At 32.6% G+C, this 26,043-nt stretch carries 23 protein-coding genes; 12 read left to right on the top strand and 11 right to left on the bottom strand.

Annotated features, from left to right (window positions below; translation table 11 throughout):
• Positions 1-343: 343 nt before the first annotated feature.
• From acs to AB3G36_RS12120, 8 genes are all read left to right on the top strand, one after another.
• Positions 344-2,251 (top strand): acetate--CoA ligase, encoded by a 1,908-nt coding sequence (gene acs / locus AB3G36_RS12155; protein ID WP_367753111.1) that lies wholly within the window; start codon positions 344-346, stop codon positions 2,249-2,251.
• A gap of 109 nt (positions 2,252-2,360) precedes the next feature.
• Positions 2,361-3,485, top strand: coding sequence for an NAD(P)/FAD-dependent oxidoreductase (locus AB3G36_RS12150; RefSeq protein ID WP_367753109.1), 1,125 nt, complete (start codon positions 2,361-2,363; stop codon positions 3,483-3,485).
• Between the two features lie 8 nt (positions 3,486-3,493).
• On the top strand, positions 3,494-4,207 hold the full coding sequence (locus tag AB3G36_RS12145) for a methyltransferase domain-containing protein (RefSeq protein WP_367753107.1): 714 nt from the start codon (positions 3,494-3,496) through the stop codon (positions 4,205-4,207).
• A complete protein-coding gene (locus AB3G36_RS12140) occupies positions 4,204-5,256 on the top strand; it encodes a type III polyketide synthase (RefSeq protein WP_367753106.1) in 1,053 nt (350 codons plus the stop codon). The genes AB3G36_RS12145 and AB3G36_RS12140 overlap by 4 nt, the downstream gene beginning before the upstream one ends.
• A 23-nt stretch (positions 5,257-5,279) precedes the next feature.
• Positions 5,280-5,708 (top strand): 3-hydroxyacyl-ACP dehydratase FabZ family protein, encoded by a 429-nt coding sequence (locus tag AB3G36_RS12135; protein ID WP_367753104.1) that lies wholly within the window; start codon positions 5,280-5,282, stop codon positions 5,706-5,708.
• 69 nt (positions 5,709-5,777) lie between these two features.
• Positions 5,778-7,052: a beta-ketoacyl synthase gene (locus tag AB3G36_RS12130; RefSeq protein ID WP_367753103.1), complete on the top strand. Its 1,275-nt coding sequence runs from the start codon at positions 5,778-5,780 to the stop codon at positions 7,050-7,052.
• Positions 7,053-7,062: 10 nt separating this feature from the next.
• Positions 7,063-7,317: an acyl carrier protein gene (locus AB3G36_RS12125; RefSeq protein ID WP_367753101.1), complete on the top strand. Its 255-nt coding sequence runs from the start codon at positions 7,063-7,065 to the stop codon at positions 7,315-7,317.
• The gene (locus AB3G36_RS12120; RefSeq protein ID WP_367753099.1) at positions 7,314-7,793 is read left to right on the top strand and encodes a 4'-phosphopantetheinyl transferase superfamily protein; all 480 of its coding nucleotides are present in this window, start codon (positions 7,314-7,316) and stop codon (positions 7,791-7,793) included. The genes AB3G36_RS12125 and AB3G36_RS12120 overlap by 4 nt, the downstream gene beginning before the upstream one ends.
• Before the next feature lie 5 nt (positions 7,794-7,798).
• On the opposite strand, the gene AB3G36_RS12115 is transcribed toward AB3G36_RS12120, so the two are convergent.
• The 7 genes from AB3G36_RS12115 to AB3G36_RS12085 form a co-directional block, all read right to left on the bottom strand.
• Entirely contained in the window at positions 7,799-8,395 is a 597-nt protein-coding gene (locus AB3G36_RS12115) for a PolC-type DNA polymerase III (protein ID WP_367753097.1), read from the bottom strand.
• 2 nt (positions 8,396-8,397) lie between these two features.
• The gene (locus AB3G36_RS12110; RefSeq protein ID WP_367753095.1) at positions 8,398-10,314 is read right to left on the bottom strand and encodes a DUF294 nucleotidyltransferase-like domain-containing protein; all 1,917 of its coding nucleotides are present in this window, start codon (positions 10,312-10,314) and stop codon (positions 8,398-8,400) included.
• A gap of 487 nt (positions 10,315-10,801) precedes the next feature.
• Entirely contained in the window at positions 10,802-12,169 is a 1,368-nt protein-coding gene (locus tag AB3G36_RS12105) for an NAD-dependent succinate-semialdehyde dehydrogenase (RefSeq protein ID WP_367753093.1), read from the bottom strand.
• 185 nt (positions 12,170-12,354) lie between these two features.
• Positions 12,355-13,680: an L-fucose:H+ symporter permease gene (fucP, locus tag AB3G36_RS12100; RefSeq protein WP_367753092.1), complete on the bottom strand. Its 1,326-nt coding sequence runs from the start codon at positions 13,678-13,680 to the stop codon at positions 12,355-12,357.
• Positions 13,681-13,696: 16 nt separating this feature from the next.
• Entirely contained in the window at positions 13,697-14,629 is a 933-nt protein-coding gene (locus tag AB3G36_RS12095) for a carbohydrate kinase family protein (protein WP_367753090.1), read from the bottom strand.
• A 16-nt stretch (positions 14,630-14,645) separates the two neighbouring features.
• On the bottom strand, positions 14,646-15,509 hold the full coding sequence (locus tag AB3G36_RS12090) for a sugar phosphate isomerase/epimerase family protein (RefSeq protein ID WP_367753088.1): 864 nt from the start codon (positions 15,507-15,509) through the stop codon (positions 14,646-14,648).
• Between the two features lie 32 nt (positions 15,510-15,541).
• Entirely contained in the window at positions 15,542-16,924 is a 1,383-nt protein-coding gene (locus AB3G36_RS12085; protein ID WP_367753086.1) for a carbohydrate porin, read from the bottom strand.
• A 401-nt stretch (positions 16,925-17,325) separates the two neighbouring features.
• Here AB3G36_RS12085 and AB3G36_RS12080 point away from each other — a divergent pair, with 401 nt between their 5' ends.
• Positions 17,326-18,063, top strand: a complete 738-nt coding sequence (locus AB3G36_RS12080; RefSeq protein ID WP_367753084.1) for an NUDIX hydrolase — start codon at positions 17,326-17,328, stop codon at positions 18,061-18,063.
• A gap of 89 nt (positions 18,064-18,152) precedes the next feature.
• Positions 18,153-19,382 (top strand): multidrug effflux MFS transporter, encoded by a 1,230-nt coding sequence (locus AB3G36_RS12075; RefSeq protein ID WP_367753082.1) that lies wholly within the window; start codon positions 18,153-18,155, stop codon positions 19,380-19,382.
• Between the two features lie 8 nt (positions 19,383-19,390).
• On the opposite strand, the gene AB3G36_RS12070 is transcribed toward AB3G36_RS12075, so the two are convergent.
• The 4 genes from AB3G36_RS12070 to AB3G36_RS12055 form a co-directional block, all read right to left on the bottom strand.
• Positions 19,391-20,671 (bottom strand): NAD(P)/FAD-dependent oxidoreductase, encoded by a 1,281-nt coding sequence (locus tag AB3G36_RS12070; RefSeq protein ID WP_367753081.1) that lies wholly within the window; start codon positions 20,669-20,671, stop codon positions 19,391-19,393.
• 97 nt (positions 20,672-20,768) lie between these two features.
• Positions 20,769-22,106, bottom strand: a complete 1,338-nt coding sequence (locus AB3G36_RS12065; RefSeq protein ID WP_367753079.1) for a DEAD/DEAH box helicase — start codon at positions 22,104-22,106, stop codon at positions 20,769-20,771.
• Positions 22,107-22,237: 131 nt separating this feature from the next.
• The gene (locus tag AB3G36_RS12060; protein ID WP_367753078.1) at positions 22,238-23,782 is read right to left on the bottom strand and encodes a DEAD/DEAH box helicase; all 1,545 of its coding nucleotides are present in this window, start codon (positions 23,780-23,782) and stop codon (positions 22,238-22,240) included.
• Positions 23,783-23,877: 95 nt separating this feature from the next.
• A complete protein-coding gene (locus tag AB3G36_RS12055; protein WP_367753076.1) occupies positions 23,878-24,333 on the bottom strand; it encodes a DUF6155 family protein in 456 nt (151 codons plus the stop codon).
• A gap of 174 nt (positions 24,334-24,507) precedes the next feature.
• Between AB3G36_RS12055 and AB3G36_RS12050 the strand changes: the two genes are divergently transcribed.
• A complete protein-coding gene (locus AB3G36_RS12050; protein ID WP_367753075.1) occupies positions 24,508-24,792 on the top strand; it encodes a DUF3817 domain-containing protein in 285 nt (94 codons plus the stop codon).
• Positions 24,785-26,041 carry a mechanosensitive ion channel family protein gene (locus AB3G36_RS12045; protein WP_367753074.1) on the top strand — a complete coding sequence of 419 codons (1,257 nt, stop codon included), beginning with the start codon at positions 24,785-24,787 and terminating at the stop codon, positions 26,039-26,041. Before AB3G36_RS12050 ends, AB3G36_RS12045 begins: the two co-directional genes overlap by 8 nt.
• Positions 26,042-26,043 lie beyond the last annotated feature (2 nt).

Raw genomic sequence — 26,043 nt, 5'->3', positions numbered from 1 at the left:
ATAAAGATTTAAATCAATTTAAAATTAATTGATTCAAAGATTATAGTAGCGAAAGTGGTGTATTATATTTAATTATTTTGAATAGTGGAATGTTATAAATGCAACATATTTTTGTATTATTAATTTAATTGTTACAATTATTGTTAATTAAAAAAAGGCGAAGTAAACTATTTACTTCGTCTTTTTTGCGTTTACTGTTTTATTGGAATTGTACAGTTTTTAAGGTATCTTTAAAAAAACACCTGTTTTTATTATTTATATGTAATTTACCCTGATAATTAATCAAATAAAAAATTTTTGGAATAGAGTGAGATTTAATACTTTTATAAAAAAAATATATCCCATGAGTTATTATAAGATCGAAAATTTAGAGCAATACTTCAAACATTATAACAAATCTGTTCGAGAACCCCGAAAATTTTGGGGTAAGATAGCAGAAGAGAATTTTACATGGTATCAACAATGGGATAAAGTTGTGGAATTTAATATGGCCGAAGCAGATATAAAATGGTTTACTGAAGCAAAGCTAAATATGACCAAAAATTGTATCGATAGACACCTAAATAAAAGAGGAGAAAAAACTGCTATAATTTTTGAACCCAATAACCCCGATGAAGAGGCATTGCACATAACCTATAATGAATTGCATCAACGTGTTTGTAAAATGGCAAATGTTTTGCGTGAACAAGGAATAAAAAAAGGGGATCGGGTTTGTATCTATTTACCAATGATTCCTGAATTAGCAGTTTCCATTTTAGCTTGTGCTAGAATTGGTGCTATCCATTCTGTTATTTTTGCAGGATTTTCATCTTCTGCAGTAGCAAATAGAATAATCGACAGTGAAAGTAAAATGGTTATTACTTCTGATGGAGGTTATCGAGGAAATAAAACTATTGAATTAAAAGGAATTATTGATGAAGCTTTAGAAAATTGCCCTTCTGTAAGTACAGTATTAGTCGTTCAAAGAACAAATACAGAAATTAAGTTGAAAGAAGGTAGAGACATTATATTACAACCATTGTTGGATATTGCTTCTGATAATTGTGTTGCTGAAATAATGGATTCCGAAGACCCTTTATTTATCCTCTATACATCAGGTTCTACAGGGAAACCAAAAGGAATGGTTCATACTACTGCAGGTTACATGGTTCATACGGCATATACTTTTAAAAATGTTTTTAATTACGAAGAAAACGATGTTTTTTGGTGTACAGCTGATATCGGATGGATTACGGGACATTCTTACATCCTTTATGGACCACTTTTAAATGGTGCTACAACAGTTATTTTTGAAGGAATTCCATCTTATCCTGATTTTAGTCGCTATTGGGAAACAATAAAAAAACACAAAGTAACACAATTTTATACCGCTCCAACTGCCATTCGCTCTTTGGCAAAAGAGAGTCTAGAATACGTTCAAAAATATGATTTAGTTACATTAAAAGTGATTGGTTCTGTCGGTGAACCCATAAACGAAGAAGCTTGGCATTGGTTTAATGATCATGTAGGCGGGAAACGTTGTCCTATCGTAGACACTTGGTGGCAAACTGAAACAGGCGGAATCATGATTTCTCCTTTGGCATTTGTTACTCCTACAAAACCAACCTATGCTACACTTCCATTACCAGGAATTCAACCGGTATTAATGGATGACAAGCGAAATGAAATTGAAGGAAACCAAGTAGTTGGAAGTTTATGTATCAAGTTTCCATGGCCAGGAATTGCACGAACAATATGGGGTAATCATCAACGATATATAGACACTTATTTCTCGGAATACCCAGGTAACTTTTTCACTGGTGACGGTGCTTTACGTGATGAAGTAGGGTATTATAGAATTACAGGGCGTGTTGATGATGTAGTTATTGTTTCTGGACACAATCTAGGGACAGCTCCTATTGAAGATGCCATTAATGAGCATCCTGCAGTAGCAGAAAGTGCTATAGTAGGATTTCCGCATGATGTAAAAGGGAATGCTTTATGTGGTTATGTTATTTTGAAAGAAACAGGAGAAATTAGAAATAAAGAAAACCTTTTCAAAGAAATCAATCAACACATTTCAGATCACGTAGGACCAATTGCCAAATTGGATAAAATACAATTTGTTTCTGGTTTGCCAAAAACTCGTTCTGGTAAAATTATGCGTCGAATTCTTAGAAAAATAGCTTCTGGTGATTTTACTAATTTTGGAGATACATCTACATTACTAAATCCTGAAATTGTAGAAGAAATCATAAACGAAATAAAATAAAATCTAGATTTTATTTTTTAAATTTATTAAAACTGTTTCATAACCTGAAACAGTTTTTTTTATTTAATAAAATAAATATTTGCAAGAAATAACCTAAATTAGCATGAATATGAAAACAAATTCTGCTGTAATTATTGTTGGTGGTGGATTAGCTGGACTTACTGCTGCTATACATTTGTCTAAAATTGGAGTGGAAGTAATTTTAGTTGAGAAAAATGAATACCCCAAACATAAAGTATGTGGCGAATACATTTCAAATGAAGTTTTGCCCTACCTAAAATGGCTAGATATAGCGATTTCAGAATTGAATCCAACCGCGATCAATAAATTACAGTTTTCAACCTCAAACGGTACTATGATTTCTTGTGATTTACCACTTGGTGGTTTTGGAATTAGCAGGTTTGCTTTAGATGAATTTTTATATAAAAAAGCAGTATCAAATGGATGTGTTGTTATAGAGGATAGTGTACAAGATATTACTTTTGACCAAAATAAATTTATAGTTGATACTGCTAATCATAGTGTTTTAAATGCGGACATTGTTATTGGAGCCTTTGGGAAACGATCAATAATAGATCAAAAACTAAACAGAAATTTTTTTCAAAATAAATCCTCTTGGCTGGCTGTAAAAGGTCATTATTTGGGTGATTTTCAAGATAGTTTAGTCAGTTTACATAATTTTAAGGGTGGGTATTGTGGAGTTTCAAAAGTAGAAAATAATCAGATTAATATTTGTTATTTATGTAATTATGAAACATTTAAAAAATACAAAAACACCGAAGACTATCAAAATAATGTAATCGCAAAGAACCCTTTTTTAAAAAATATTTTTGGTACGAGTACCCTTCTTTTTGAGAAACCGCTAACGATAAGCCAAGTTTCATTTGATAAAAAAAAGGCAGTTGAAAATCATATTTTAATGATTGGAGATACTGCTGGGTTAATCCATCCTTTGTGTGGAAATGGAATGGCAATGGCTATTCATAGTGCAAAAATCGCATCTGAATTGGTTATTAAATATTTAACTAAAGAAATTAAATCTAGAGATGAATTAGAGCAAAAATATCTGAAGCAATGGACTATCAATTTTAAAGCAAGATTGAAAGCAGGGCGATTTTTATCTGCAATTTTGCAACAACAAAAACTATCTGATATGCTACTGCGTATATTAGTTGAATTTCCGTTTCTTTTACCCATTATTATTAAGAAAACTCATGGCAAACCTATTTTATAAATGAATAAATGTTTTTAAACACTAAGCACCGAACTGATAAGGAAGAGATAATGGATGATTTCACCATGGAAGGGGAAATTTTGCGTGAAGCATTAGATAAAATCGCAAAAATAAACCAGCTATTGGGCGGAAACACGCTAACTTTACTTGGAGTTGAAAAATTACTCTCTAGCCTTGTTACTGACAAAGAAATTACAATTGTAGATGTGGGGTGTGGCAATGGAGACATGTTACGAACATTGGCTCAATATGGTAAAAAAAACAATCTGAATTTTAAATTAGTTGGGGTTGATGCTAATAATTTCACCATCAATCATGCAATCAATTTATCAGTTAATTATCCTAATATAAGTTTTATTTGTGAAGATATTTTTGGTGAAGTTTTTAATGAATTAAAATATGATATTGTTTTGTGCACTTTGACATTACATCATTTTAAAAAAGAAGAAATTGAAAAGATACTACCTATATTTTATGCCAATGCTAATTTGGGAATCGTTATAAATGACTTGCACAGGAACAGTGTTTCCTATCGATTGTTTCAGCTATTGTGCAGGGTCTTCCAACTGAATGAAATGTCAAGAGAGGATGGGTTAATCTCTATATTACGGGGCTTTAAAAAAGAAGATCTAATTGCTTTTTCAAAAAAATTAAATTTCAGAAACTATACCATTCAGTGGAAATGGGCTTTTCGTTACCAATGGATAATTTCAAAAATATGAGTGTTAAAATACATACGGTTACAAAGCAACTTCCAAAATATTCAAGAACAACGGAAGAAATTATACCATTTCTAGACAATTGGTTGATCGGACAAGACGAACGTTTTATTCGAAAAGTAAAAAAAATATTTGAAGGAGCAGCAGTTGATACCCGCTATTCAATAATGGATCCGATAGAGGTTTTTACTAAAACATCATTTGAGGAAAGAAATGATATCTATACTCGCGAAGTCATTGATCTAGGTGAAAAAGTACTCGAAAAAGCATTGTTGAAATCCAAGTGGAAACCAGAAGATTTAGATTATATCATTACGGTGAGTTGCACTGGAATTATGATACCGTCTCTCGATGCCTATTTAATTAATAAATTGAAACTACGTCAAGATATTGTTAGGCTTCCTGTTACAGAAATGGGATGTGCTGCGGGAATTTCGGGGATTATTTATGCTAAAAATTTTCTTCAGGCAAATCCTGGAAAAAGGGCTGCGGTTATTGCTGTGGAAAGCCCCACGGCTACTTTTCAATTGGATGATTTCTCTATGGCAAATATCGTAAGTGCTGCCATTTTTGGTGATGGTGCTGCTTGTGTGCTGCTTTCATCATTTGAAGAGGATGAGGGACCAGAAATTGTGGCGGAAGAAATGTATCATTTTTATAATAATGAACATATGATGGGGTTTAAGTTAACCAATTCAGGTTTGCAAATGGTATTGGATATTGAAGTTCCTAATACAATTGCTTCTCATTTTCCTGCAATCATTCATCCGTTTTTAGAAAAAAACAACTTGAAAATTGATGATATCAATCATTTAATATTTCATCCTGGTGGAAAAAAAATTGTGCAAACGGTGGAAGATTTATTCTCTAGCTTAGGTAAAAATATTGATGACACTAAAGAGGTACTGCGATTGTATGGAAACATGTCTAGCGCCACTGTATTGTATGTCTTAGAACGATTTATGGATAATAAGCCAGCAAAAGGAGAAAAAGGATTAATGTTGAGTTTTGGCCCAGGGTTTTCGGCACAACGTGTTTTACTGCAATTTTAGAAAATTCATTAAAAGAATTAGTAATGACAAATCAGGAAATTATATCAAAATTGCCCTATTCAAATCCCTTTTTATTTGTAGACGAATTATCGTCTGTTAATGAAAATGGAGTAGAGGGTTGTTATACATTTGATGAAAATCTTGATTTTTACAAAGGGCATTTCAACAATTTTCCTGTTACTCCCGGTGTGATTTTAACGGAGGTTATGGCGCAAATAGGATTGGTTTGTTTAGGTGTTTTTTTATTAGACTTAAGCTTTAATAAAAAAACTTCAATTGCTTTAACTTCAAGTAATATAGAATTTTTAAAACCTGTTTTTCCTAAAGAAAAAGTCACCGTTATTTCAGAAAAAATATACTTTAGATTTGGAAAATTAAAATGCAAAGTAAAAATGAAGAATGAGAATGGAGACCTTGTTTGCATGGGAGAGATTGCCGGAATGATCACCTAATTGCCTAAGTAAATAATTATATAATGCAGTTTTTATAAAATTAAGTAAAACGCCATAAATAGATATAAAATGAGTAGGAGAGTTGTCATTACGGGTCTTGGCGTTGTTGCTCCAAATGGAGTAGGACTTGAAGCGTTTACTCATGCCATCAAAAATGGAATTTCTGGAATCAAAAAAGATGCAGAATTAGAACGCCTACAATTTTCTTGTCAGATTTCTGGAAAACCGGAGATTACAACCGATTTGGCATTGAATTATTTTACAGAATTAGAATTGCGAAATTTTAATTCTTCAGGAATTTTATATGGTGTTATAGCGGGGATAGATGCATGGAAAGATGCTGGTTTAGAAATACAAACGAATGAAGATCCCGATTGGGATAGCGGTACTATTTTTGGAACTGGAACTTCGGGAATTGAAAAGTTTAGAGAAAGCATCTATAAAATTGATGATTTTCAGACTCGTAGATTAGGCAGTACTGCTGTTGCACAAACGATGAACAGTGGAATCAGTGCTTATCTAGGAGGAAAATTAGGCCTTGGAAACCAAGTAACAACTAATTCGTCGGCATGTATTACTGGGACTGAGAGCATCATGATGGCCTATGACCGAATAAAATCGGGTCAAGCAAAACGAATAGTTGCAGGAAGTACAAGTGATTCCGGACCCTATATTTGGGGAGGTTTTGACGCGATGCGTGTTTGCACTTTTAAACACAATGACAGCCCAGAAAAAGGATCGCGTCCAATGAGTGCTAGTGCTTCAGGTTTTGTTCCTGGCAGTGGAGCAGGAGCATTAGTTATAGAAGACTTAGAAACTGCTTTAACACGAGGTGCAAAAATTTATGCGGAAATAGTAGGCGGGAATATTAATTCAGGTGGGCAACGTGGTTTAGGAACAATGACGGCTCCAAATCCAGTAGCGGTTAAAAAATGCATTACAAAAGCGATCAAAAATGCAGGAATTGAAGCAAATGAAATTGATGCTATAAATGGACATTTGACGGCAACTTCTAAAGACAGTTTAGAAATTCAAAATTGGAGCGAAGCCTTAGGAAGAAATGGAGTAGATTTTCCTTATATAAACTCTTTAAAATCAATGGTTGGTCATTGTCTATCTGGAGCAGGAAGTATAGAAAGTGTAGCTACTGTTTTACAATTGCATCAAGGTTTTGTTTTTCCAAATATAAACTGTGAAGATTTACATCCGGAGATAATAGACCTAATTGATTCCTCCAGAATTCCACAACAATTAATAACTACTGAACTGAATGTCATTGCAAAAGCAAGTTTTGGATTTGGGGATGTTAATGGTTGTATCATTTTAAAAAAATACAGTACTTAAAAAATTATATATGAACGAAGCAGCAATTTTGGAACAATTAAAAAAAATCATTATGCCTTTTGTAAACAATGAGGAAGCATTTGATTCTTTTTCGGAAGACACTGATTTTATAAAGGATTTGAATATCAATTCAGCTAATTTAGTTGATATTATTTTAGATGTAGAAGATGCATTTGACATTCAAATTGATAATGAATCCATGGAAAAAATGCTTGATGTAAAATCAACATTAGAAATAATTAGAACAAAATTATCCGAAAAATGATTGGTAATGACATCGTAGATTTGGCTTTAGCCCAAAAAGAAAGTAACTGGAAACGGCCTGGCTTTTTGCAAAAAATATTTACGTTAAAGGAACAACTTTTGATACATAATGCCCGAAATTCGGAGAAAATGGTTTGGAATTTATGGAGTAGAAAAGAGGCGGCTTATAAAGTTTATAATCGCGAAACCGGTATTAGAGCTTATATTCCTATTCAATTAGAATGTATTTATGAGAATGCCACTTTGGGAAGAGTAATTTGTAAAGGGAATATTTATTATACAAAAACAAAAATTACAGGGGATAAAATTCATACTATTGCCGTTGCCCAAAAGTCGCTTTTCAAGCAGATTGTATATTTAGAACCGAACAATCAATTGGATAAAATAAATGGTATTCCCTTTTTTACTGATAATGATATCATAAAACCAGTTTCAGTAAGCCATCATGGACGATATGAAGCAACCATTACGCTATAAAACGGTTACTTAATTTTTAGTCTTGATTTTAATTTCAAAAATAATAATGCAATTTTATAGGCATCTTCTGAAGACGAAATTCGATCACTTTTAGGGATTTTATAAAAATGGGATAATTCATCCAAGGAAGATTTTTTATCAGTAATATCATGCAGTTTTCGATGCATAATATCAATGTCTAAGGCTTCATTTTTTAATCGGCCACAACCTAGTCTTTCTAACGCAACATTGATCATTTCAACATCAAAATCAATGTGATGTCCTACTAATACAGCATTCCCAATATATTCAATAAAGGATTTTATAGCATCGCTTTCCCCTAACTTGTGCATTTTACTTTCCACAATAAACTCATTTGAAAGTTTGTTGTCATGAAAATATTTGTATTGTAATAATACATTTTCAAAGCTGTCCCCAATATGAACACTATCATCAATTACAGCGAAAGCACCAATTGTTAAAATCACATCATCATGTAAATTTAATCCAGAAGTTTCGGTAGAAAAAATCACATATCGATTTGATTTTTTACTAAACTTTGAAAGGTATGTTTTCCAAAATTCAGGAAATTCTTTATTGATATTTTTAATCCAGTCCAGCATAGTTACGAAAATTGAGTCAGTTGAAATGTATCTTTAATTAAGTCCTCCAATTCTCTCATTGGAGCTAATGCATTTTTAAGTTTTTCTCTATCTGTTTTTGACAATTCTTCTAAGTTGATATACTGTCCAGAGGTATCATTTTTTAAACCTTCTAACGCCCTAAATTTCGACAAAACTAAGAAAGCTTCGGCACATTCCAGATAAATTTCAGCATGTTTAGGATTGGTAATAGCTAATTGTTTAAAACGAATGTATGTATTATTAATTCCTTTGATATTATGACTTAATGTAAATAAACGTGCCCCATCAATAAGAGGCATTAATGCACGTGTCTTAATATCAAATTTATCTTTATTAGGACCTTCTTCTTCTACATTAAATTTCTTAAAAAAGGTCAATGGAGAATTGTTTCTTAAAGCATCATTCCCTAAAAAGTCATAAAATAAAACATTATTTTCAGCATTTTTATATACTACATTATTAATTGCATCTTCAATTTTTTGTTCGCCAAAAACAATTTCATAATCAAAAAATATACTGCTTAAATCACTACTGTTTTCGGCTGTAGTATTCATCCAACTGTTGTATTGTTTTGTCCAATCTGAAAGGGACTTACACCAAAGCATATTACTGGCCATATGCCCATTTGGACACAATTGATATCCCACTTTTTCTAAAATTAAAGTTGTTTTTTTGGCTAAATTAAGAAAATAGTCTTTTACGGCTCTGTATTTTTCTGGAGCCACATCTTCAAAAATTAAAATACCGTCCTGATCTGTGGGTAATAATTGCTCTTTTCTTCCTTGACTACCAATGCTTAACCAGGCAAAACGAGCAGGAGGGGAGCCCAAGTCTAAAATTGATTGCTCCACAGCGCGTTTTAAAATAGCAAAATTAATTTCGCTGGCAATATTAGAAATATGTGTAAGGGGAATGTTTTTTTGAATAGAAGTCTGAACAATGTCGTCCAGTCTTAATCTGATTTGTTTTAGTTCTTTAGCTGTTTGAGAACGTTTTATTTCTTTTATTAAAACCCCAGGATTATTGGCTTGGGCTACCACTAAATCATGTTCCGAAATCACTCCTTTTACAATTGATTTGTTTGAACCATCCAGTGTTACGCATAAATGAGTGACGTTATTTTTTAACATTAATAATTGTGCTTCTGCCAAGGATACATTTTCAAGAACCGTAATTACAGGGGATGACATTACTTTATCAACAGAAATAGTTATAGGATATCTTCCTGTAGCAATTTTAGATGACATATCCATATCAGTAACAATACCAATAGGAATATTATTTTCACAAATTACAGCATTATTGATTCTCATTTCAGCCATTAACTGAGCAACATCTTTGACAATATTGTATGGAGCAGTAATTAATGGAGAGCTGTTGTAAGATAAAGTCTGGAAATATTGCATTTCAGACTGTTGTACTGAAGAGAAACTAGTATCAGAAATTAGGTTTCTATGTGCATTTTCCTTAGTATTTGTGCTTCTTGAATTGACTGCAAAATTCTCTAGTAAAAAATTTAAAACATCTGAATTATTAGCTACAAAAGGTCTAAAAACAGCTATCGGTATAGCGTAAACAATACTTTCTTCACGTGCTTTTGCCGTCATCATGTAGTTGTTTTTTGCAAAAAAAGGACGCAAACCAAAAATAGCACCTTCATGACATTTATTCAAAATAGTTTCTTCGGCATCGGCAATTACAGATAAATTAATTAAACCGGAAGCCACCACATAAAAACTATCATGTAAAGCTTCATCAATTTGAAATAAGGTTTTATTAATTTCTAAATTGACTACTCGAATATTTGCAGAAATCTCTGACAACTCTTGAAACGTGAGTGCATCAAATGGAGCGTATTCTTTTAAAAAATCAGCAATGTGTTCTGCAATTGAATTCATATTTTTTGAATAATTATATTTAGCAAAATTAATAAATTAATGATGCAAATAACAGCGTAAATCTAGGTTATATATTAAATTTTGTGAATTTGTACTTTGGCTTAATTTAATTAATGAATTATGTAATAAAAGGAGAAGACTAAGTCAAAAGTGTACTTTTTAATTATATCAATTGGCACAAGTAGTTTTACTGAGGAATCTTGCAGAATGGGAAGTTTGTATATTTTCTATTTTACATAATATAAATTATAGTTCGTTTTCTATTATCCATAAATAGTATATAGGCTACCACCAATTTGAATGATTCTAATTGTTTTATAGAACAATGCACTGCAGCAACTTAAATAAATTTTCAAATACGCGATTCTCAGCGATTGTATATTATTAGAATAAAATGTAAAACCGGAAATTTTAATTCTATATATTTATAAGGATTTAATTTCTATCAAAAAATTGATTACACCATACTGTTTAAAAAGGTATCACTTTAATTTATCCAAATCGTTTTGGTATTCACAAATTCACGAATTCCATACGCAGCAAGTTCTCTCCCATAGCCACTGTTTTTTATACCACCAAAGGGTAATCTTGGATCAGAAACAACTAATTTATTTACAAAACTACTTCCAGCCTCCAATTGCAATGCAAGCCTTTCCCCTCTTTCTTTATTGCCAGTAAACACACCCGATCCGAGACCAAAAACAGAATTGTTAGCTAATTCAACCGAATGAGCATCATCTTTTGCTCGTATTACAGATGCTACAGGACCAAATAACTCATTATCAAAACCTTCCATTCCTGGCTCTAAATCTGCCAAAATAGTGGCTGGATAATACGCTCCATTTCTATCTGGAATTTCACCACCTAATACCAATCGGCCTCCTTGAGCTACAGTTTTTAGAACTTGTTCGTGAAGTTGATCACGCAAGTCTGTTCTAGCCATCGGGCCGTAATACGTAGTTTCATCCGTAGGTTCGCCCATTTTTGCAGCTTTCATTTTCTTTGTGAATAAGGCTAGAAATTCATCATAGATTTCATCAAGGACAACAAATCTTTTAGCTGCAATACAGGTTTGTCCGTTATTTTGTAATCTTCCTAAAGTAGCCATATCAGTCGCTTCTTCCATGTCAACATCATCAAGAATAATATAGGCATCACTACCTCCTAATTCCATCACCGTTTTCTTTAAATTTTGTCCAGCAATCGAAGCAACAGAACGACCTGCTGGTTCGCTTCCAGTAAGCGTCACAGCCATTATATTTTTGTTTTCAATAATATCTTTTACCAATTTTGAATCGATGTTTAAGTTGGTAAATGTGCCTGTAGGAAATCCTGCTTTTACAAATGCATCTTCCAGCGCAAATGCACAACCTTGAACATTTGAGGCATGTTTTAAAACACCTGTATTTCCTGCCATCAAAGCTGGAACTGCAAATCGTATGACTTGATAAAATGGGAAATTCCAAGGCATAACAGCTAAAATTACACCGATGGGCTTAAAAGTAACATAACTCTTAGTAGCTTCTGTCTTTACGATTTCATCTGCCAACAACTCTTTAGAATGATCCGCATAGTAACGGCAAACCAATGCACATTTTTCTATTTCTTTGCGAGATTGACCAATTGTTTTACCCATTTCTCTAGTAGCTAATTGCGCATATTCTTCCTTATTTCCCTCTAGAATTGCAGCCAATTTATGCATCAATTGGGCGCGTTCTTCAAATTTTTTTTGCTTCCAACTATCGAATGTTTTTTTTGATTGGGTAATTTTTTCTTTAGCTTCATTTATTGTGATGCGATTATACTCCGCTATTTTTTCTCCAGTAGCTGGATTTATAGTTATAGTAGTTGCCATTATTTTTATTTTTGAGATTCCTTATTTTTTGTTCTAATATAAAACATAAAAATAAAGAAAAGCGCTCCAAAAAAAGAGACTGTTATGATAATTAATTCCCAATATTTGATAATACAAAACAAAAAACCCGAAATAGCCTTATAGTCTGTTTCGGGTTTTTAATTAGTAAATAAACGGATGAATTACTATACCTTTTTTGATAATTGATACGTACTGTATCCGTAATGAGCCACTACAGCTAAACAAATTAGGGGTAGAATGAAAGAAAAATTCACTTCAGGAATGAATCCAAACAGTTTGATATCTGCAAATCCAGGACCTCCCAAATCTAGCATAGATCCTTGTAAAACAGGCATCAAAGCACCACCAACAATGGCCATTACTAAACCTGCAGAACCAATTTTGGCCTCATCTCCCATATCTTTCAATGCAATTCCGTATATCGTTGGAAACATAATTGACATGAATATGGAAATACAAATTAACGAAATTAATCCAGGCATTCCTTGTAGTACAATAGCACCAGCTGCACAAATTACTCCACCGATACCAAATACCATCAATATTTTGGATGGGTTTAAAGTTTTCATTAAAGCCGTTCCAATCCATCGTCCCGATAAAAATAAAAGCATTGCAGCAATATTGTAATAGGTTGCTGTTAAATGTAATCCAAAGGTATGATTGATATTATCAACATATTGAAAAATAAATGTCCAACACATGATTTGTGCTCCAACGTAAAATGCTTGTGCTAAAACGCCGTGTTTGTAATTTTTATTGGCAAATAATTTTTTGAATGATTCCGCTACTGACATTTTATCTTCGTGAGCTGTGGTAGGCATTTTAGTAAAAATGATAATGATTAAGATGATCAAAACAAAAAGTCCTAAACCAATATAAGGAATACTGATTACACTCAAATCATTTTCACGAATACTAGCTAACTCAGTTGAAGATAAAGCATGATACGCTTCCTGGGTGTAATCATCAGATTTTATTTCTTTGATTACTAAAAACTGGGCCATAATTAATCCCGTTATAGCACCAATAGGATTGAAGGCTTGCGCTAAATTTAAACGTTGGGTTGCTGTTTCTTTATTACCCAGGAATAAGATTAATGGGTTTGAAGTGGTTTCAAGAAAAGCTAAACCACAGGTAATTACCCATAATGAAATTAAGAAGAACGTATAGTTCTGGTAATGTGCTGCAGGATAAAATAAAAAAGCACCTGTTGCATAAAGGATTAGTCCTAATATGATACCTGATTTATAGCTGTATTTTCTAATGAATAATGCAGCTGGCAATGCCATAAAGAAATACCCAAAATAAAATGCAAATTGCACTAATGACGCCTGCGTATTAGAAAGTTCAGGCATTACTTTTTTGAAAGTAGAAACCATGGGAGTTGTCAAATCATTAGCAATTCCCCACAGCGCAAATAATATGGTTATAATTACAAATTGAAAAATTAATTCTTTACTTACTACGGGTATTTTTTTTGTTAAATTCATTGGTCGGTTTATATAGTTAATAGGTAGTTGATGTTTTAGCAAAACGGTTTACTTGCTCAAATCCAGACAAGAAAACATCAATTTCTGTTGGAGAAATTACAGGGTTTGCTCCTTCATTTTGAGCAACGATGGCTCCAATGGCACTAGCAAAATTAATAGCGTGTTGTGGATCTTCACCATTCAATAATTTAATAATTAAAGCGGCTAAGAATGAATCTCCTGAACCTACCGTATCTACTACATTCACCTTGAAACCACAGTTGTGATAAAATTTATTGTTGCAATACAAAACGGCTCCGTGTGATCCTAAAGTCACACAAATGGTTTTCGTATTGGTTTTCTTCGCAATGAATAAGATGTTTTGCTCTAATGATTTTTTATCTGATTGTAATTCTTGACAAATTTCATTTAACTCATCATCGTTAAACTTTATAAAATCAGCTACTTGCAATAATTCTAAAACATTCGATTTAGTATAATGTGGCACCCTTAAATTGACATCAAAAATGCTATATTTGGCTACTTTTAATAATTCTTTTAAAGTATTATTAGATACAGAATCTCTTGAAGATAAACTTCCATAGACAAAAAAATCAGCATCTTCAACCAGTTGTGTACTTGTAGTTGAAACTTCGATTTTATCCCAAGCAGCAGGATAATTAATATCATAAGATGCATTTCCTTTTTCGTTCAAAATTACATTTACCACTCCCGTAGCGTAATTTTCTTTTACTTGAACGCTTTCAGTATTTACTCCTACTCCATTCAAATAATCCACTACTATTTTTCCATTGGCATCATTCCCAACGGCACTCATCATAGCGATTTCTCCACCAAGTGAGTTTAATCTTGAAGCAACATTTAATGGGGCTCCCCCAATTTTTTTGTGTTCCAAAAAAACATCAAAAAGTACTTCACCAAAACAAACTCCTTTTAGCCTTTTTTCCATTTTATTTATTTTTTATTTATTGAATTAATTGATTTTCATTGTACCAGAGGGCTACTTTTTGTTTCATAAATAGCAGACTGCCTTTGGCAAGATCTTCTGAATTGTATTTTGAAGGCCTCCATAAAGAAGTAGATCCTACTAAAGCAGTGATTTCTGATGAGAAATTTTCTAGAACTAATGGTCCTTGGTAATTGATTTTGGCTAGTGCCTTAAAAAAATCATCCCAATGTACATTTCCTTCTCCTGTCATTCCACGATCGCTTTCGGTAATATGAACGTGTTTCAAGCGGTTACCCGCAGCAATAACAGGATCGTAAAAATTCAATTCTTCTATGTTCATATGAAAAGTGTCCAAATGCAAACCAATATTTATGGTATCGATTTCTTCAATCATTTGCAACACTTCGTGAGCCGCTGTAAAGACATAGCTTTCATATCGGTTAATCGGTTCAATCGCTAACGTTATATTTTGCTTCTTGGCGTAAACTGCCAATTCAGTAAAAACTTGACGAATAATGACTCTTTCATCAACTGTACATTGTTTTCCTGTAAAGGTCCCAATGGCCGAATGTAAGACACCACCTAAAAAATCACCTTCCATCTCCCCTACTTTATCCAATGCTTTTGTAATCAAAGCCAAAGCATTTTCTGGGTATAATGGAATATGGGAAGCTTTGGGCAGATTCAGAGACAAACGTCCTTGAATTCCATGTTCATCCAGTTGCATCTTAGTTGCTATGGCATCAAAATCTAATGATGATGGCAAAGAAATTTCAAGCATGTCAAAGCCATATTCTGCTGCTTTTTGTATGGCAAATGTTCCTCCTTCAGCAGTCCATCCGGGAATGAATGATAAAATACTAGTTCCAAAAATTGGCATATGTATCTATTTTAAATTATTTTTCTATTGAATTAAAACAACCACCACTCTGTTTTTACCCCTAAATAAGAACCCCATCGTTTTTGATTTACCAGTAAAAAAGAGGAGTAATTATGGTCTCTTGCAAAATCATTGTATCTGGCCACTGTATAAACCAAACGAATGTGCGGACGACTCCATGGATCCCGCTGTCCTAAAGGCACAATTGTAGGTGCGAGAGAAAATTTCCACATGCTTGCTTCTGGATTATCTCCGTCTTTTCTAACAGCATAATGTAATTCTTGAAGAATGTGAAACCAATCGGTCACATAATAAAAATTACGCATTCCAACTACCAAGTCGGTTTTTTGATTGTACAATTGTGTCCCATCGAAATAGGTGTCTTTATCAGTACTACTAGACCCACCTTTACTTCTTGTGAAAACACCATACCCATTGATGCTAAATTTTTTAGAAATATTTAATAAAAAGTGTTCCACTATCGTAAATGAATATGCACCATTGTATTTCCCTGCCGCATCTGGAGCTCCATAAGTGGCCCAAGTAAAAGTGTTTCCGTTATCACCACCATTCGCAATCCCGGTACCATAACGTGCCGATATTTGATTGAAAGAACCAGGTATAGCGGTTTTAAACGGACTGTTGTATTTAATTCCAGCTACAAAACCGTTATCCGACGCATATTTAATACTCGCTTCATTAGAACTAGCTGATGCATAGTGAAATTCACCCAAAAGTTTTATGGTATTTTCGTTTTTAAATTTAAAACTGTGTTCCCCAATCCAAACCATTCTTTGACGAATAGCTGCATTTGTAGCACCCGCGACAGTAACTTCATAGTTATAAGGATAAATAGAACCTGTATTCGAAGAAGCAGGCATTAACATAGTCAGTTCTGTGGTTTTATGACTTACACCAAAACCTTGTGAAGAATGATCATCAAAATAAAAATAATCACTGATGTGTATATCATCATAACGACGAAAACGGGATCCTGCCCAAGCAGACCATTTACTTCCCATAATATTAGTTGCTTCTACATAAGCCTCAGGAAGAATGAAAGTTAGTCCGTTTTTAGTTTGTGTGCTTGTATTTCCAATAAATTGTCCATTATTAGAGTACATTCCTAAACGCATTTGAAAAGTAACATTGGTACTTTCTTTCCCTACTAGTTTAGGTGTAAAGTGAAATGCAGGTAAAATATCGATATAGTCAGTTTGCTCCATTCGACCGCCCAAAGAGCCTTGGCCCGAAAGATTTAAAGGTCTCCATTGGTTCCCTTCCCCATTTGGCGAAAGCCCAACACCAATTCGACCTGTAGTTCCCATAGAAAAGTTGGAATTTGTTATTACAACTTGTGAATACGATAACATAGCAGAAAAGGATAATAAAAATGTAGCAACGATTTTTTTCATGACTTAGGGCTTGAATATTTGTTTATTTTTTTGTGTTCGCTTCAGTTTTTCGGCTACAATTAGTTTTTATTTATTAGCAATACTAAATCGAAATAGTTTTAACATTTGTATTAAACGTCAAAATGACTATTATTTTCCAAAAGTATATTTAAATTATTATATATGCTAAAAAAAAATACTTATATTTTACTATTATTTAAATTAATTAGGTTTTATATGTATATATCACATATCAACATCTCTTAATTTCAAATTGTACATATAACGTATTAATGACGTTTATTTAAATATAGATAGTCTTATCCATTCCTATCTATATTCATAATAAAATCCTTAAATTTGTTTTTTGAAGTATTTTAATTTTATTAAAAAACGTACAAACCATTTTTATTTTTCTACTTATGCAACCCCAAATAATTCCCAATATATCAGTTGACTGTGTCATTTTTGGCTTTGACTTTAATACTAAATCCTTAAACGTATTATTGATTGAACGTTTTTTAAAATCGGAAGTCAGTAAAGAACCACTTGTTAATGATTATGTTCTAACTGGATATCATACACTTGAAAATGAAACTATAGATGAAACTGCATCAAGAGTATTAAAGGAGCTAACGGGGCTTGACAATCTTTATAAAAAACAGTTTAAAGTTTTTGGTGACCCAAACCGTTTAATGAATGAAAGAGATATTATTTGGGCAAAAAATCAAAATTTTAATCAACGAACTATAACTATTGCTTATTATTTTTTATTACAAACACATGAAGTTAATTTAGAGACTACCAAGGGTAAAGTACAATGGTTTCCCATAAATAATTTACCCGCACTTGGATTTGATCATAAAACGATTATTAATGAGGCTTATGCTGATTTGAAAGAGAAATCAATGTACAAACCCATTATTTTTGAGTTGCTTCCAGATAAATTTACTATTAAAGAGTTACAAGATACATACGAATCTATATTAGGTACTGAGATTGACAATCGTAATTTTAGACGAAAACTAATTACAAAAAAATTCATTGTTAAATTAGACGAAAAACAAGTTGGTACATCTAAAAAGCCATCGAATCTATTTATGTTTAGTGAGGCAATTTATCAAAAAGCTTATACTGAGAGTTATTTAATAAACATTTAAATAAATTGGTAGTTATTTTTTAATACTTTAAAACGTATCAATTTTAGGGCAATAATTATTTACCTTTGCAAAAAATTAAAGCTCTTTTTATGTCTAAAGCTCGTTATTTCAAATTAATTCTAATTTTAGGTTCTCTTACTGCATTGGGACCCTTTTCTATAGACATGTATTTACCAGGATTTTCTGGTATCGCAAAAGATTTGAATACTACAGTAGCCAATGTTTCCATGACCTTGTCCAGTTATTTTATAGGAATTTCAGTAGGGCAATTGCTTTATGGTCCTTTATTAGATCGTTTTGGGAGAAAAAAACCATTGTTTATTGGATTATTGGTTTACATATTAGCATCATTAGGTTGTGTTTATGTCACCAATATTGACACTTTTATTGGTTTACGATTCATTCAAGCGATAGGAAGTTGTGCTGCTACAGTTGCTTCTGTTTCGATGGTTCGGGATTTATTTCCTGTGAAAGATATACCTAAAGTCTTTTCTTTATTGATGTTAGTAGTTGGGCTATCGCCAATGCTAGCACCTACAATTGGAGGTTATGTTACAGCGTATTATAGTTGGCATACTGTCTTTTTTATATTAATGTGTATGGGAATATTAATTCTTTTGGCCTCACAGATAGGCTTGCCAAATACATATGAACCAGATACCTCTATCTCATTAAAACCAAAGCCTATTATTACTAATTTCATTAGTATTGTAAAAGAGCCTCAGTTTTATACCTATGCTTTTACTGGTGCAATTGCTTTTTCTGGATTGTTTACTTATGTAGCTGCTTCTCCTATTTTATTCATGGATATTTTTAATGTGGATGCCAAAACATACGGTTGGATATTTGCATTTATGTCATTGAGTTTTATAGGTGCAAGTCAACTGAACTCATTGCTATTAAGGAAATTTTCAAGTGAGCAAATGATTTTTGGCGCATTGATTACACAATCAATAATTAGCATTGTATTCCTTCTTTTGACAATAAATGGTCTTTTAGGATTATATACAACAATTGCAATGTTATTTTTATTCTTAGCCTGTTTGGGGATATCTAACCCAAATACAGCAGGTCTTACACTTGCTCCTTTTTCAAGAAATGCTGGAAGTGCATCGGCATTAATGGGTGCCATCCAACTGGGGTTAGGGGCTTTGGCTTCTTTTGCAGTGGGTGTTTTTGTAAAAGATTCAATTACGCCTATGGTCGTAATAATGGCTTCAACAACTATTGCTGCCTTTTTAATTTTGATGGTAGGAAAAAGAAATATTAAAAAAACCATTGCAACTTCTCCTGATGAAGAAATTGCAATAATTCATTAATTGGGATTCTAGATTTCCTTTTTATCTACTTTAATTTTTTTATCGGGTCTAATGATCATACGTAGCGAATGGTCTTTTGCAAAATAAGCAATCATCCAGTTGAAGAATGTCTTTACTCTATTGCGGTAAGTTATCAAAGAAATAAGATGGATAAACAACCAGATTATCCAAGCAAAGAATCCCTTGAAATGCATTTTTGGCTTGGGTAAATCAACCACTGCTTTGTTCTTTCCAATGATAGCCATCGAGCCCTTATCATTGTATTTGAAAGGAATTAGCATCTTTTTGTTTAACATTAATTTGAAATTGGCAGCTAAGTTTAATCCCTGTTGAATAGCAACTTGCGCTACTTGAGGATGACCAGCGGGAAAATTAATATCGGTTAATTGAATGCAGGTGTCTCCAATGGCATAAATAGCATCTGTAGCATTTACTTTATTAAAAGCATCAGTTGCCATTCTTCTTCCACGACCATAACTTTCAGCTGGCATTCCTTCAAAAAATTTGGCAGAAACTCCTGCCGCCCAAATTAAATTTTTAGTTTGAATTGTTTCTCCATTGCCAAAATATACGGTGTCGTCAACATAATCTACAACAGTTGTATTAAGTTTTACAACCACACCTAATTTTGTGAGTGCATCTAATGTGTCTTCCTGTGAGGCTTTACTCATGGGCGATAATACAGCATTAGATCCATCAACTAAATAAATATTACTGGCTGTAGTACTTAATTCAGGATATTCTTTTAATAAAATATTTTTTCGCATCTCAGCAAACATACCCGAAACTTCAACACCAGTGGGACCACCTCCTGCAACTACTATAGTTAATAATTTTCTACGCTCACGCATGTCTTTGCAAATGGCCGCTTTCTCTAGATTTTTCAATAAGGTATTGCGCATTACAATGGCATCATTCAAAGTTTTCATTGGAATGGCATTTTTTTTGACATTTTCCATTCCAAAATAACTCGTTTCTGCTCCAGTTGCAAAAACTAGGTAATCATAGTTTAGTTCTCCATTATTGAGAATAATTTTTTTCTCAGCTGGAACTACTTTAAGTAAATTTCCTAAGCGAAACTTTAGATTTTTTTTTCCTGCAAAAAACTTTCTAAAAGGGTAACTGATACTTGATGGTTCCAAAAAAGCGGTAGCGACCTGATATATTAGCGGCGGAAAAAAATTATAATTATTTTTATCTACTAATGTGACATTAATATCTTTATGATTCAATAGTTCTTTAGCAAGATTCAATCCTGCAAAACCTCCTCCAATTATTACAATTTCCATTTATACTTGTATATTATTTATAATAAAAAACACCCATAAAATTAATCAATTTATGGGTGTTTATGAAGGTATAAATCTGAAAAAAACAATGTGATTTTTATGTCCTTTTTAGTTTTTTAACAGGTTTCTCTTGAATTTGATTTTTGTTTTGTAACAAATAATTAGCTAATAATTTCTCAATCAATTCATCCTTAGTTAAATGATGAAACACCGTTTTGATTTTGGTCTTTAATTCCGCATCAACCTCATGATTGGGTTTGGTTTTAAAAATTTGTTTCGCCCATAACAACGTATTGTTTTCTTCGATACTAAGCGTACTCGGTTTTTTAAATTTGGTAAATTTTATTCCGAGTTCTTTTTCAAAATCAACTATTTCTTTTTCTTCTTCGGGTTGTAATACGGTTAAAGAAAGTCCTTTTGCTCCTGCTCTTGCGGTTCTACCAGAACGATGAACATACGCTTCGTAAACATCTGGTAAGTGGTAATTTACTACATAGGAAACTTCTTTTACATCGATACCCCTTGCAGCCAAGTCAGTTGCTACTAATATATTAATGTGTCCTTCACGAAATTGCTCCATGATTCGGTCTCTGATTCCTTGAGATAGACTTCCGTGCAATGCTCCTGATGAAAAGCGATTGATCGCTAAATTTTTAGCTAATTTATTCACGGCCGCTTTGGTCTTGCAAAATATGATTCCGCGTTCTCCTTCTTTTGAATTCAAGAAATGCATTAAAACATCTAGTTTTTCAATTGGATCTACCACAATGTATTCATGATCGATACCTTGATTACCAATAGTTTCCATATTGGCACTTACTTGAACTACGTTTTTATTTAAATAGTTCTGAATCAATTGCTTGATAGTACCTGGCATGGTTGCAGAGAATAAAAGTGTCTTATGACTTTTAGGTAATTCGGCAATAATTTCGTCTAGGCTTTCTTTTAAGATGGTTACCATTTCATCGGCTTCATCAAGAACAAGAAATTTTGTTTCCTGTAAGTTAACCGCTTTGCGCTGAATCAAATCAATTAAACGACCTGGTGTAGCCACAACAATATGTGTAGGCTGAGAAAGTCGTTCTATTTGTGGCTTGATTGGAATTCCTCCACAGGTTGCTGCAATAGAAACATCAGGTAGGAATTGAGCAAAAGCCTCTAAGTTTTTAAAAATTTGGTGACCTAGCTCTCGTGTTGGTGCAAGTATTACGGCCTGTACTACTGGAGAAGCAGTATCTATTAATTGTAAAATAGGCAATCCAAAAGCGGCCGTTTTTCCAGTTCCCGTTTTTGCTAGTCCAACTAAATCAGTAGTGTTTGATAATAGTAACGGAATTGATTTTAGCTGAATTTCTGTTGGTTCAACAATTTTCAATTCGGTAAGCGCTTTTAAAATAGGTGCCGAAATTCCTAAATCAGAGAATTGTTTTGACATTTTTTTGGATTTGTTATTTTATAAAAAATAGTTGTTTTGTAATCTAGTTTCTAGCCCTGATGGGAACGATATCCTGTAGTGGCGGGGTTCGCCACTACAGATAAAGTGTACAGCAGGATTAGCTCCTTATATTAATCTTCATCAGGTTCGTTCATGATTTTCTCACGATACTTTTTCCCAATTAATAAAGTCATTTTTAGCTTATAATCATCAACAAGCCATTCGCGGTAGTTTTTACTACACTGACTTAAACATTTAGAATAGCGTTTGATACGGCAATCGATATCTTCATCTAACTCTCTTGATAATGATTTGGCTTCTTGTAAAGTCTCTGTATTGTCGACACACATAGCAGCATGTTGTTCGAGTGATTTATCCAAAACGACTTTAGAACGTAAATTTTGAGAAATAATTAGTTTGTGTTCTTCATCAACATCAAAAGTTACTTCGGCAGTTTTACTGAATTTAGCACGTAATTCTGGTGGCATTGCATATTTGAAATACAATTCGATTTCCGTATCATCACGAAGATTTTCAAGATAGAATTCAGGTGATTTAAAAATATGTTGCCAGTTTACAGGTTCACTCCACAATCCAAAACGGGCCGCATTATTCCCTAAATCAATAACGGTAAACATATCTTTGTTAGGCAGTTTTCTAGAACCACGACCAATCATTTGATAATATAACGTCAGTGATTTAGTCGCTCTGTTTAAGATTATGGTTTCAACTGTAGGCTCATCAAAACCTGTAGTCAAAATTCCCACAGAGGTTAAAATAGCGTCAGGTGTATGCTTGAACCAATGTAAAATATCTTTACGTTCTTCGGTATTGCTAGTGTTATCCAGATGGCGTATAGGGTATCCTGCTTCTCTAAATGTTTCATAAACATATAAAGAGGTATTGATTCCATTATTGAAAATTAGTGTTTTCTTACCTAAAGATTTCTCCGTATAAGCATGCAGTAATTTTTCTTGCATGGCCATATTCGTATATAAATCATCGGATGATTTTACGGTGTAATCTCCATTGATTCCTACTTTTAAAGAGGTTAAACCAACATCATAGCTGTAGGTTATGGCTTTCGCCAAAAATCCATTCTCAATTAGCGAACTGATTGTATCTCCTACGATTAATTCATCGTAGCTTTCATGCATGGGTAATTTTATATTAGAACTCAATGGAGTTGCGGTAACTCCTAATATAAATGCATTTGTGAATGAACTCAATAATTTACGGAAAGAGTTGTAATGGGCCTCATCAATAATTACTAAACCTACATTGTCAAGATGTAGTTTTTCATCATTAATACGGTTTTTTAAAGTTTCAACCATGGCAACAAAACAAGAATACTCATTTTGATCAGGAAGTTCTTTTACTTTACTATTGATTATTTTGTTTTTAACTCCAAAACCTTTTAACATTTTTGAAGTTTGTTTACACAACTCAATTCGATGCGTTAAAACAACTACTTTTTTCTCATGTTTTGTCAAATAACGACGTACAATTTCAGAGAAAACCACTGTTTTACCACCACCAGTAGGCAATTGATATAACAAGTGATGTTGTTTTGGGGCATTATCTATGCGTTCAAAAATAGCGTCAATATCGCCTTGTTGATATGCATAAAGTTCTTTTTTGTCTTCTTTTTCTATTTCTATAGTATTTTCAAACATTGTTTTTGTTGGGTTTTTGCAAAAATACACCTAAAAAACAGTTTTTTCGTCAAATATTCTTTAAAATATAATAGGATGTTTAATTATAAGGTGTATTAGTATTCAAAACGCTCTACTATTGCGTTAAATTCGGCTTGGTTTTTCCATCGTTGGGCTACGGTTTCATTATGAATAGCTTTAATTCTTCCCATAAAATCGGCTAGTATACCATTAGCAATCAAAAATACCACTGCTTGTTCATACGAATTAAGCATACTTTTGAAGAATAATTCTTGTTTTATGAGATGTTCTGCTGAAAATGCTTGCGCAATTTCAATATTATAAAGCATTACATCGGCAATCACGTAGGGATCAACACCTAGAATAATAAAGTGTTTGATGTATTTTTGAGCTACTGAACGCCTCATTTTTGGCTTCTTACCCCTTCCAGAAGTTTTTACAGTGAAGTATTCATTGGAAATTTTGAGTTTACATTCCTGCAAGAGGGTATCTTCTTTGGGGTTAAAAACAAAATTATAATAGACTTTTACAGGAGAGAACTTTTCGTACAACTCGATAATTTGCTCTTCGAGTTGTTCTTTATTTAATTAGTTTAGGTATTTTTTTAAATCACGTTTACTCATTATCAAAGTTTAAGAATACAAAAGTAAATTACTTTGTGATTGATTAGGGTGTAAATCGATGTTATTACTTAATTTTGCCTGATATAAATTAAAATTATTTAAATGTTCAAGATTTTTAAGATTACAGCCATTCTAGAAGGGATATCCTATTTGACTTTATTTTCTAATATGCTTTTTATCAAGCCGAACCATTTTGAACTGTATCATACGCTTTTATATCCAATAGGAATGAGTCATGGAATCCTATTTATTGGATATGTTTTATTGGCAATTTTATTAAAAAAGTCTCAAAAATGGGATTTAAAAACTTTTATCATTATATTAATTGCTTCTTTAATTCCTTTTGGTACTTTTTATGTAGAAAAGAAATACTTGGAAAATGTATAAATTTATAGAAAAAATATTTCAATTACTCTACCCTATTTTTCGAAAATGGGGCATGAACTATACATTTGCATCGTACATAAGTTTAATTTTTAATATAGCGTTATTATGCTTTTTGGCATATAGTATTTATGTGGTTTTCAGGTTGGTTTTAGTAACCATTATGATTTTTATTGCTCAAAAAACGAAAACCCAATTTGACGATTTATTAGTATCTAATAAAACAGCTAAATACATAGCGCATTTAATTCCGTTATTGTTTATCTATAAATCAGTTCCAATTATTCTTGATAAATATGAATATTGGGAAAGTGTTTTTGGAAAACTAGTTGGAATTTATATCGTATTTCTGATTTTATGGATTATACGAACCATTTTTAATGCTTTAAGAGATTATTTAAAACTGAAGCCTAGATACAGCGATAAACCTATTGATAGTTTCATTCAGGTTATTATGATTGTACTTTGGATGGTTGGTATTACCGTAATCATATCAAAATTATTTGATTTTAAAATCTCGGAATTATTTACCACTTTGGGAGCTGTTTCCGCTTTAATTATTTTGATTTTTCGGGATATTATTTTGGGATTTGTTGCTAGTGTTCAAGTATCTATAAACGATATGATTCGGATAGGAGATTGGATTACGATGGATAAATTTGGAGCCGATGGAGATGTAATCGAAATTAATTTAACTACTGTAAAAGTTCGAAATTTTGATAATACTACCACAACTATCCCTACATATAGTTTAAGTTCCGACTCTTTCCAGAACTGGCGTGGGATGCTAAATTCAGATGGAAGGCGTATTAAGAGGCATATTCTTATAAAAGCAAGTAGCATTCGTTTTCTAGGTGATGACGAACTAAATGATTTAAAAAGTATTGCACTTATCAGTGATTATATTGACACCCAAAAAAGAGATATTGATAGCTTCAATGCTACTAATTCTATTGATAAATCAACTATAATAAATGGTAGAAACTTGACCAATTTAGGACTATTTAGAAAATACATAACACAGTATTTACGCAACCATCCTGCGTTGAATCAAGAGATGCTTTTAATGTGTCGTCAATTGCAATCCACAGCACAAGGAGTGCCCATAGAAATTTATGTTTTTTCAAGTGATAAAAGATGGGAAAGCTATGAATATGCAATGTCGGATATTTTTGATCATATATTCTCTTCAGTTAAATTTTTTGATTTAGAATTGTCTGAATTTAATTTGGATAATAAGATTAATAAATAGTT

Origin of the sequence: Flavobacterium sp. WC2430 (genome assembly GCF_040822075.1) — a bacterium.
GTDB lineage: Bacteria > Bacteroidota > Bacteroidia > Flavobacteriales > Flavobacteriaceae > Flavobacterium.
Note: the sequence above shows the minus strand (reverse complement) of the source record. Positions and strands in the feature narration are given on the sequence as shown.

Coding starts and splice junctions, on each gene's coding strand:
- acs (WP_367753111.1), top strand. CDS start 344: ATGAGTTATTATAAGATCGAAAATTTAGAGCAATACTTCAAACATTAT.
- AB3G36_RS12150 (WP_367753109.1), top strand. CDS start 2,361: ATGAAAACAAATTCTGCTGTAATTATTGTTGGTGGTGGATTAGCTGGA.
- AB3G36_RS12145 (WP_367753107.1), top strand. CDS start 3,494: ATGTTTTTAAACACTAAGCACCGAACTGATAAGGAAGAGATAATGGAT.
- AB3G36_RS12140 (WP_367753106.1), top strand. CDS start 4,204: ATGAGTGTTAAAATACATACGGTTACAAAGCAACTTCCAAAATATTCA.
- AB3G36_RS12135 (WP_367753104.1), top strand. CDS start 5,280: ATGACAAATCAGGAAATTATATCAAAATTGCCCTATTCAAATCCCTTT.
- AB3G36_RS12130 (WP_367753103.1), top strand. CDS start 5,778: ATGAGTAGGAGAGTTGTCATTACGGGTCTTGGCGTTGTTGCTCCAAAT.
- AB3G36_RS12125 (WP_367753101.1), top strand. CDS start 7,063: ATGAACGAAGCAGCAATTTTGGAACAATTAAAAAAAATCATTATGCCT.
- AB3G36_RS12120 (WP_367753099.1), top strand. CDS start 7,314: ATGATTGGTAATGACATCGTAGATTTGGCTTTAGCCCAAAAAGAAAGT.
- AB3G36_RS12115 (WP_367753097.1), bottom strand. CDS start 8,395: ATGCTGGACTGGATTAAAAATATCAATAAAGAATTTCCTGAATTTTGG.
- AB3G36_RS12110 (WP_367753095.1), bottom strand. CDS start 10,314: ATGAATTCAATTGCAGAACACATTGCTGATTTTTTAAAAGAATACGCT.
- AB3G36_RS12105 (WP_367753093.1), bottom strand. CDS start 12,169: ATGGCAACTACTATAACTATAAATCCAGCTACTGGAGAAAAAATAGCG.
- fucP (WP_367753092.1), bottom strand. CDS start 13,680: ATGAATTTAACAAAAAAAATACCCGTAGTAAGTAAAGAATTAATTTTT.
- AB3G36_RS12095 (WP_367753090.1), bottom strand. CDS start 14,629: ATGGAAAAAAGGCTAAAAGGAGTTTGTTTTGGTGAAGTACTTTTTGAT.
- AB3G36_RS12090 (WP_367753088.1), bottom strand. CDS start 15,509: ATGCCAATTTTTGGAACTAGTATTTTATCATTCATTCCCGGATGGACT.
- AB3G36_RS12085 (WP_367753086.1), bottom strand. CDS start 16,924: ATGAAAAAAATCGTTGCTACATTTTTATTATCCTTTTCTGCTATGTTA.
- AB3G36_RS12080 (WP_367753084.1), top strand. CDS start 17,326: ATGCAACCCCAAATAATTCCCAATATATCAGTTGACTGTGTCATTTTT.
- AB3G36_RS12075 (WP_367753082.1), top strand. CDS start 18,153: ATGTCTAAAGCTCGTTATTTCAAATTAATTCTAATTTTAGGTTCTCTT.
- AB3G36_RS12070 (WP_367753081.1), bottom strand. CDS start 20,671: ATGGAAATTGTAATAATTGGAGGAGGTTTTGCAGGATTGAATCTTGCT.
- AB3G36_RS12065 (WP_367753079.1), bottom strand. CDS start 22,106: ATGTCAAAACAATTCTCTGATTTAGGAATTTCGGCACCTATTTTAAAA.
- AB3G36_RS12060 (WP_367753078.1), bottom strand. CDS start 23,782: ATGTTTGAAAATACTATAGAAATAGAAAAAGAAGACAAAAAAGAACTT.
- AB3G36_RS12050 (WP_367753075.1), top strand. CDS start 24,508: ATGTTCAAGATTTTTAAGATTACAGCCATTCTAGAAGGGATATCCTAT.
- AB3G36_RS12045 (WP_367753074.1), top strand. CDS start 24,785: ATGTATAAATTTATAGAAAAAATATTTCAATTACTCTACCCTATTTTT.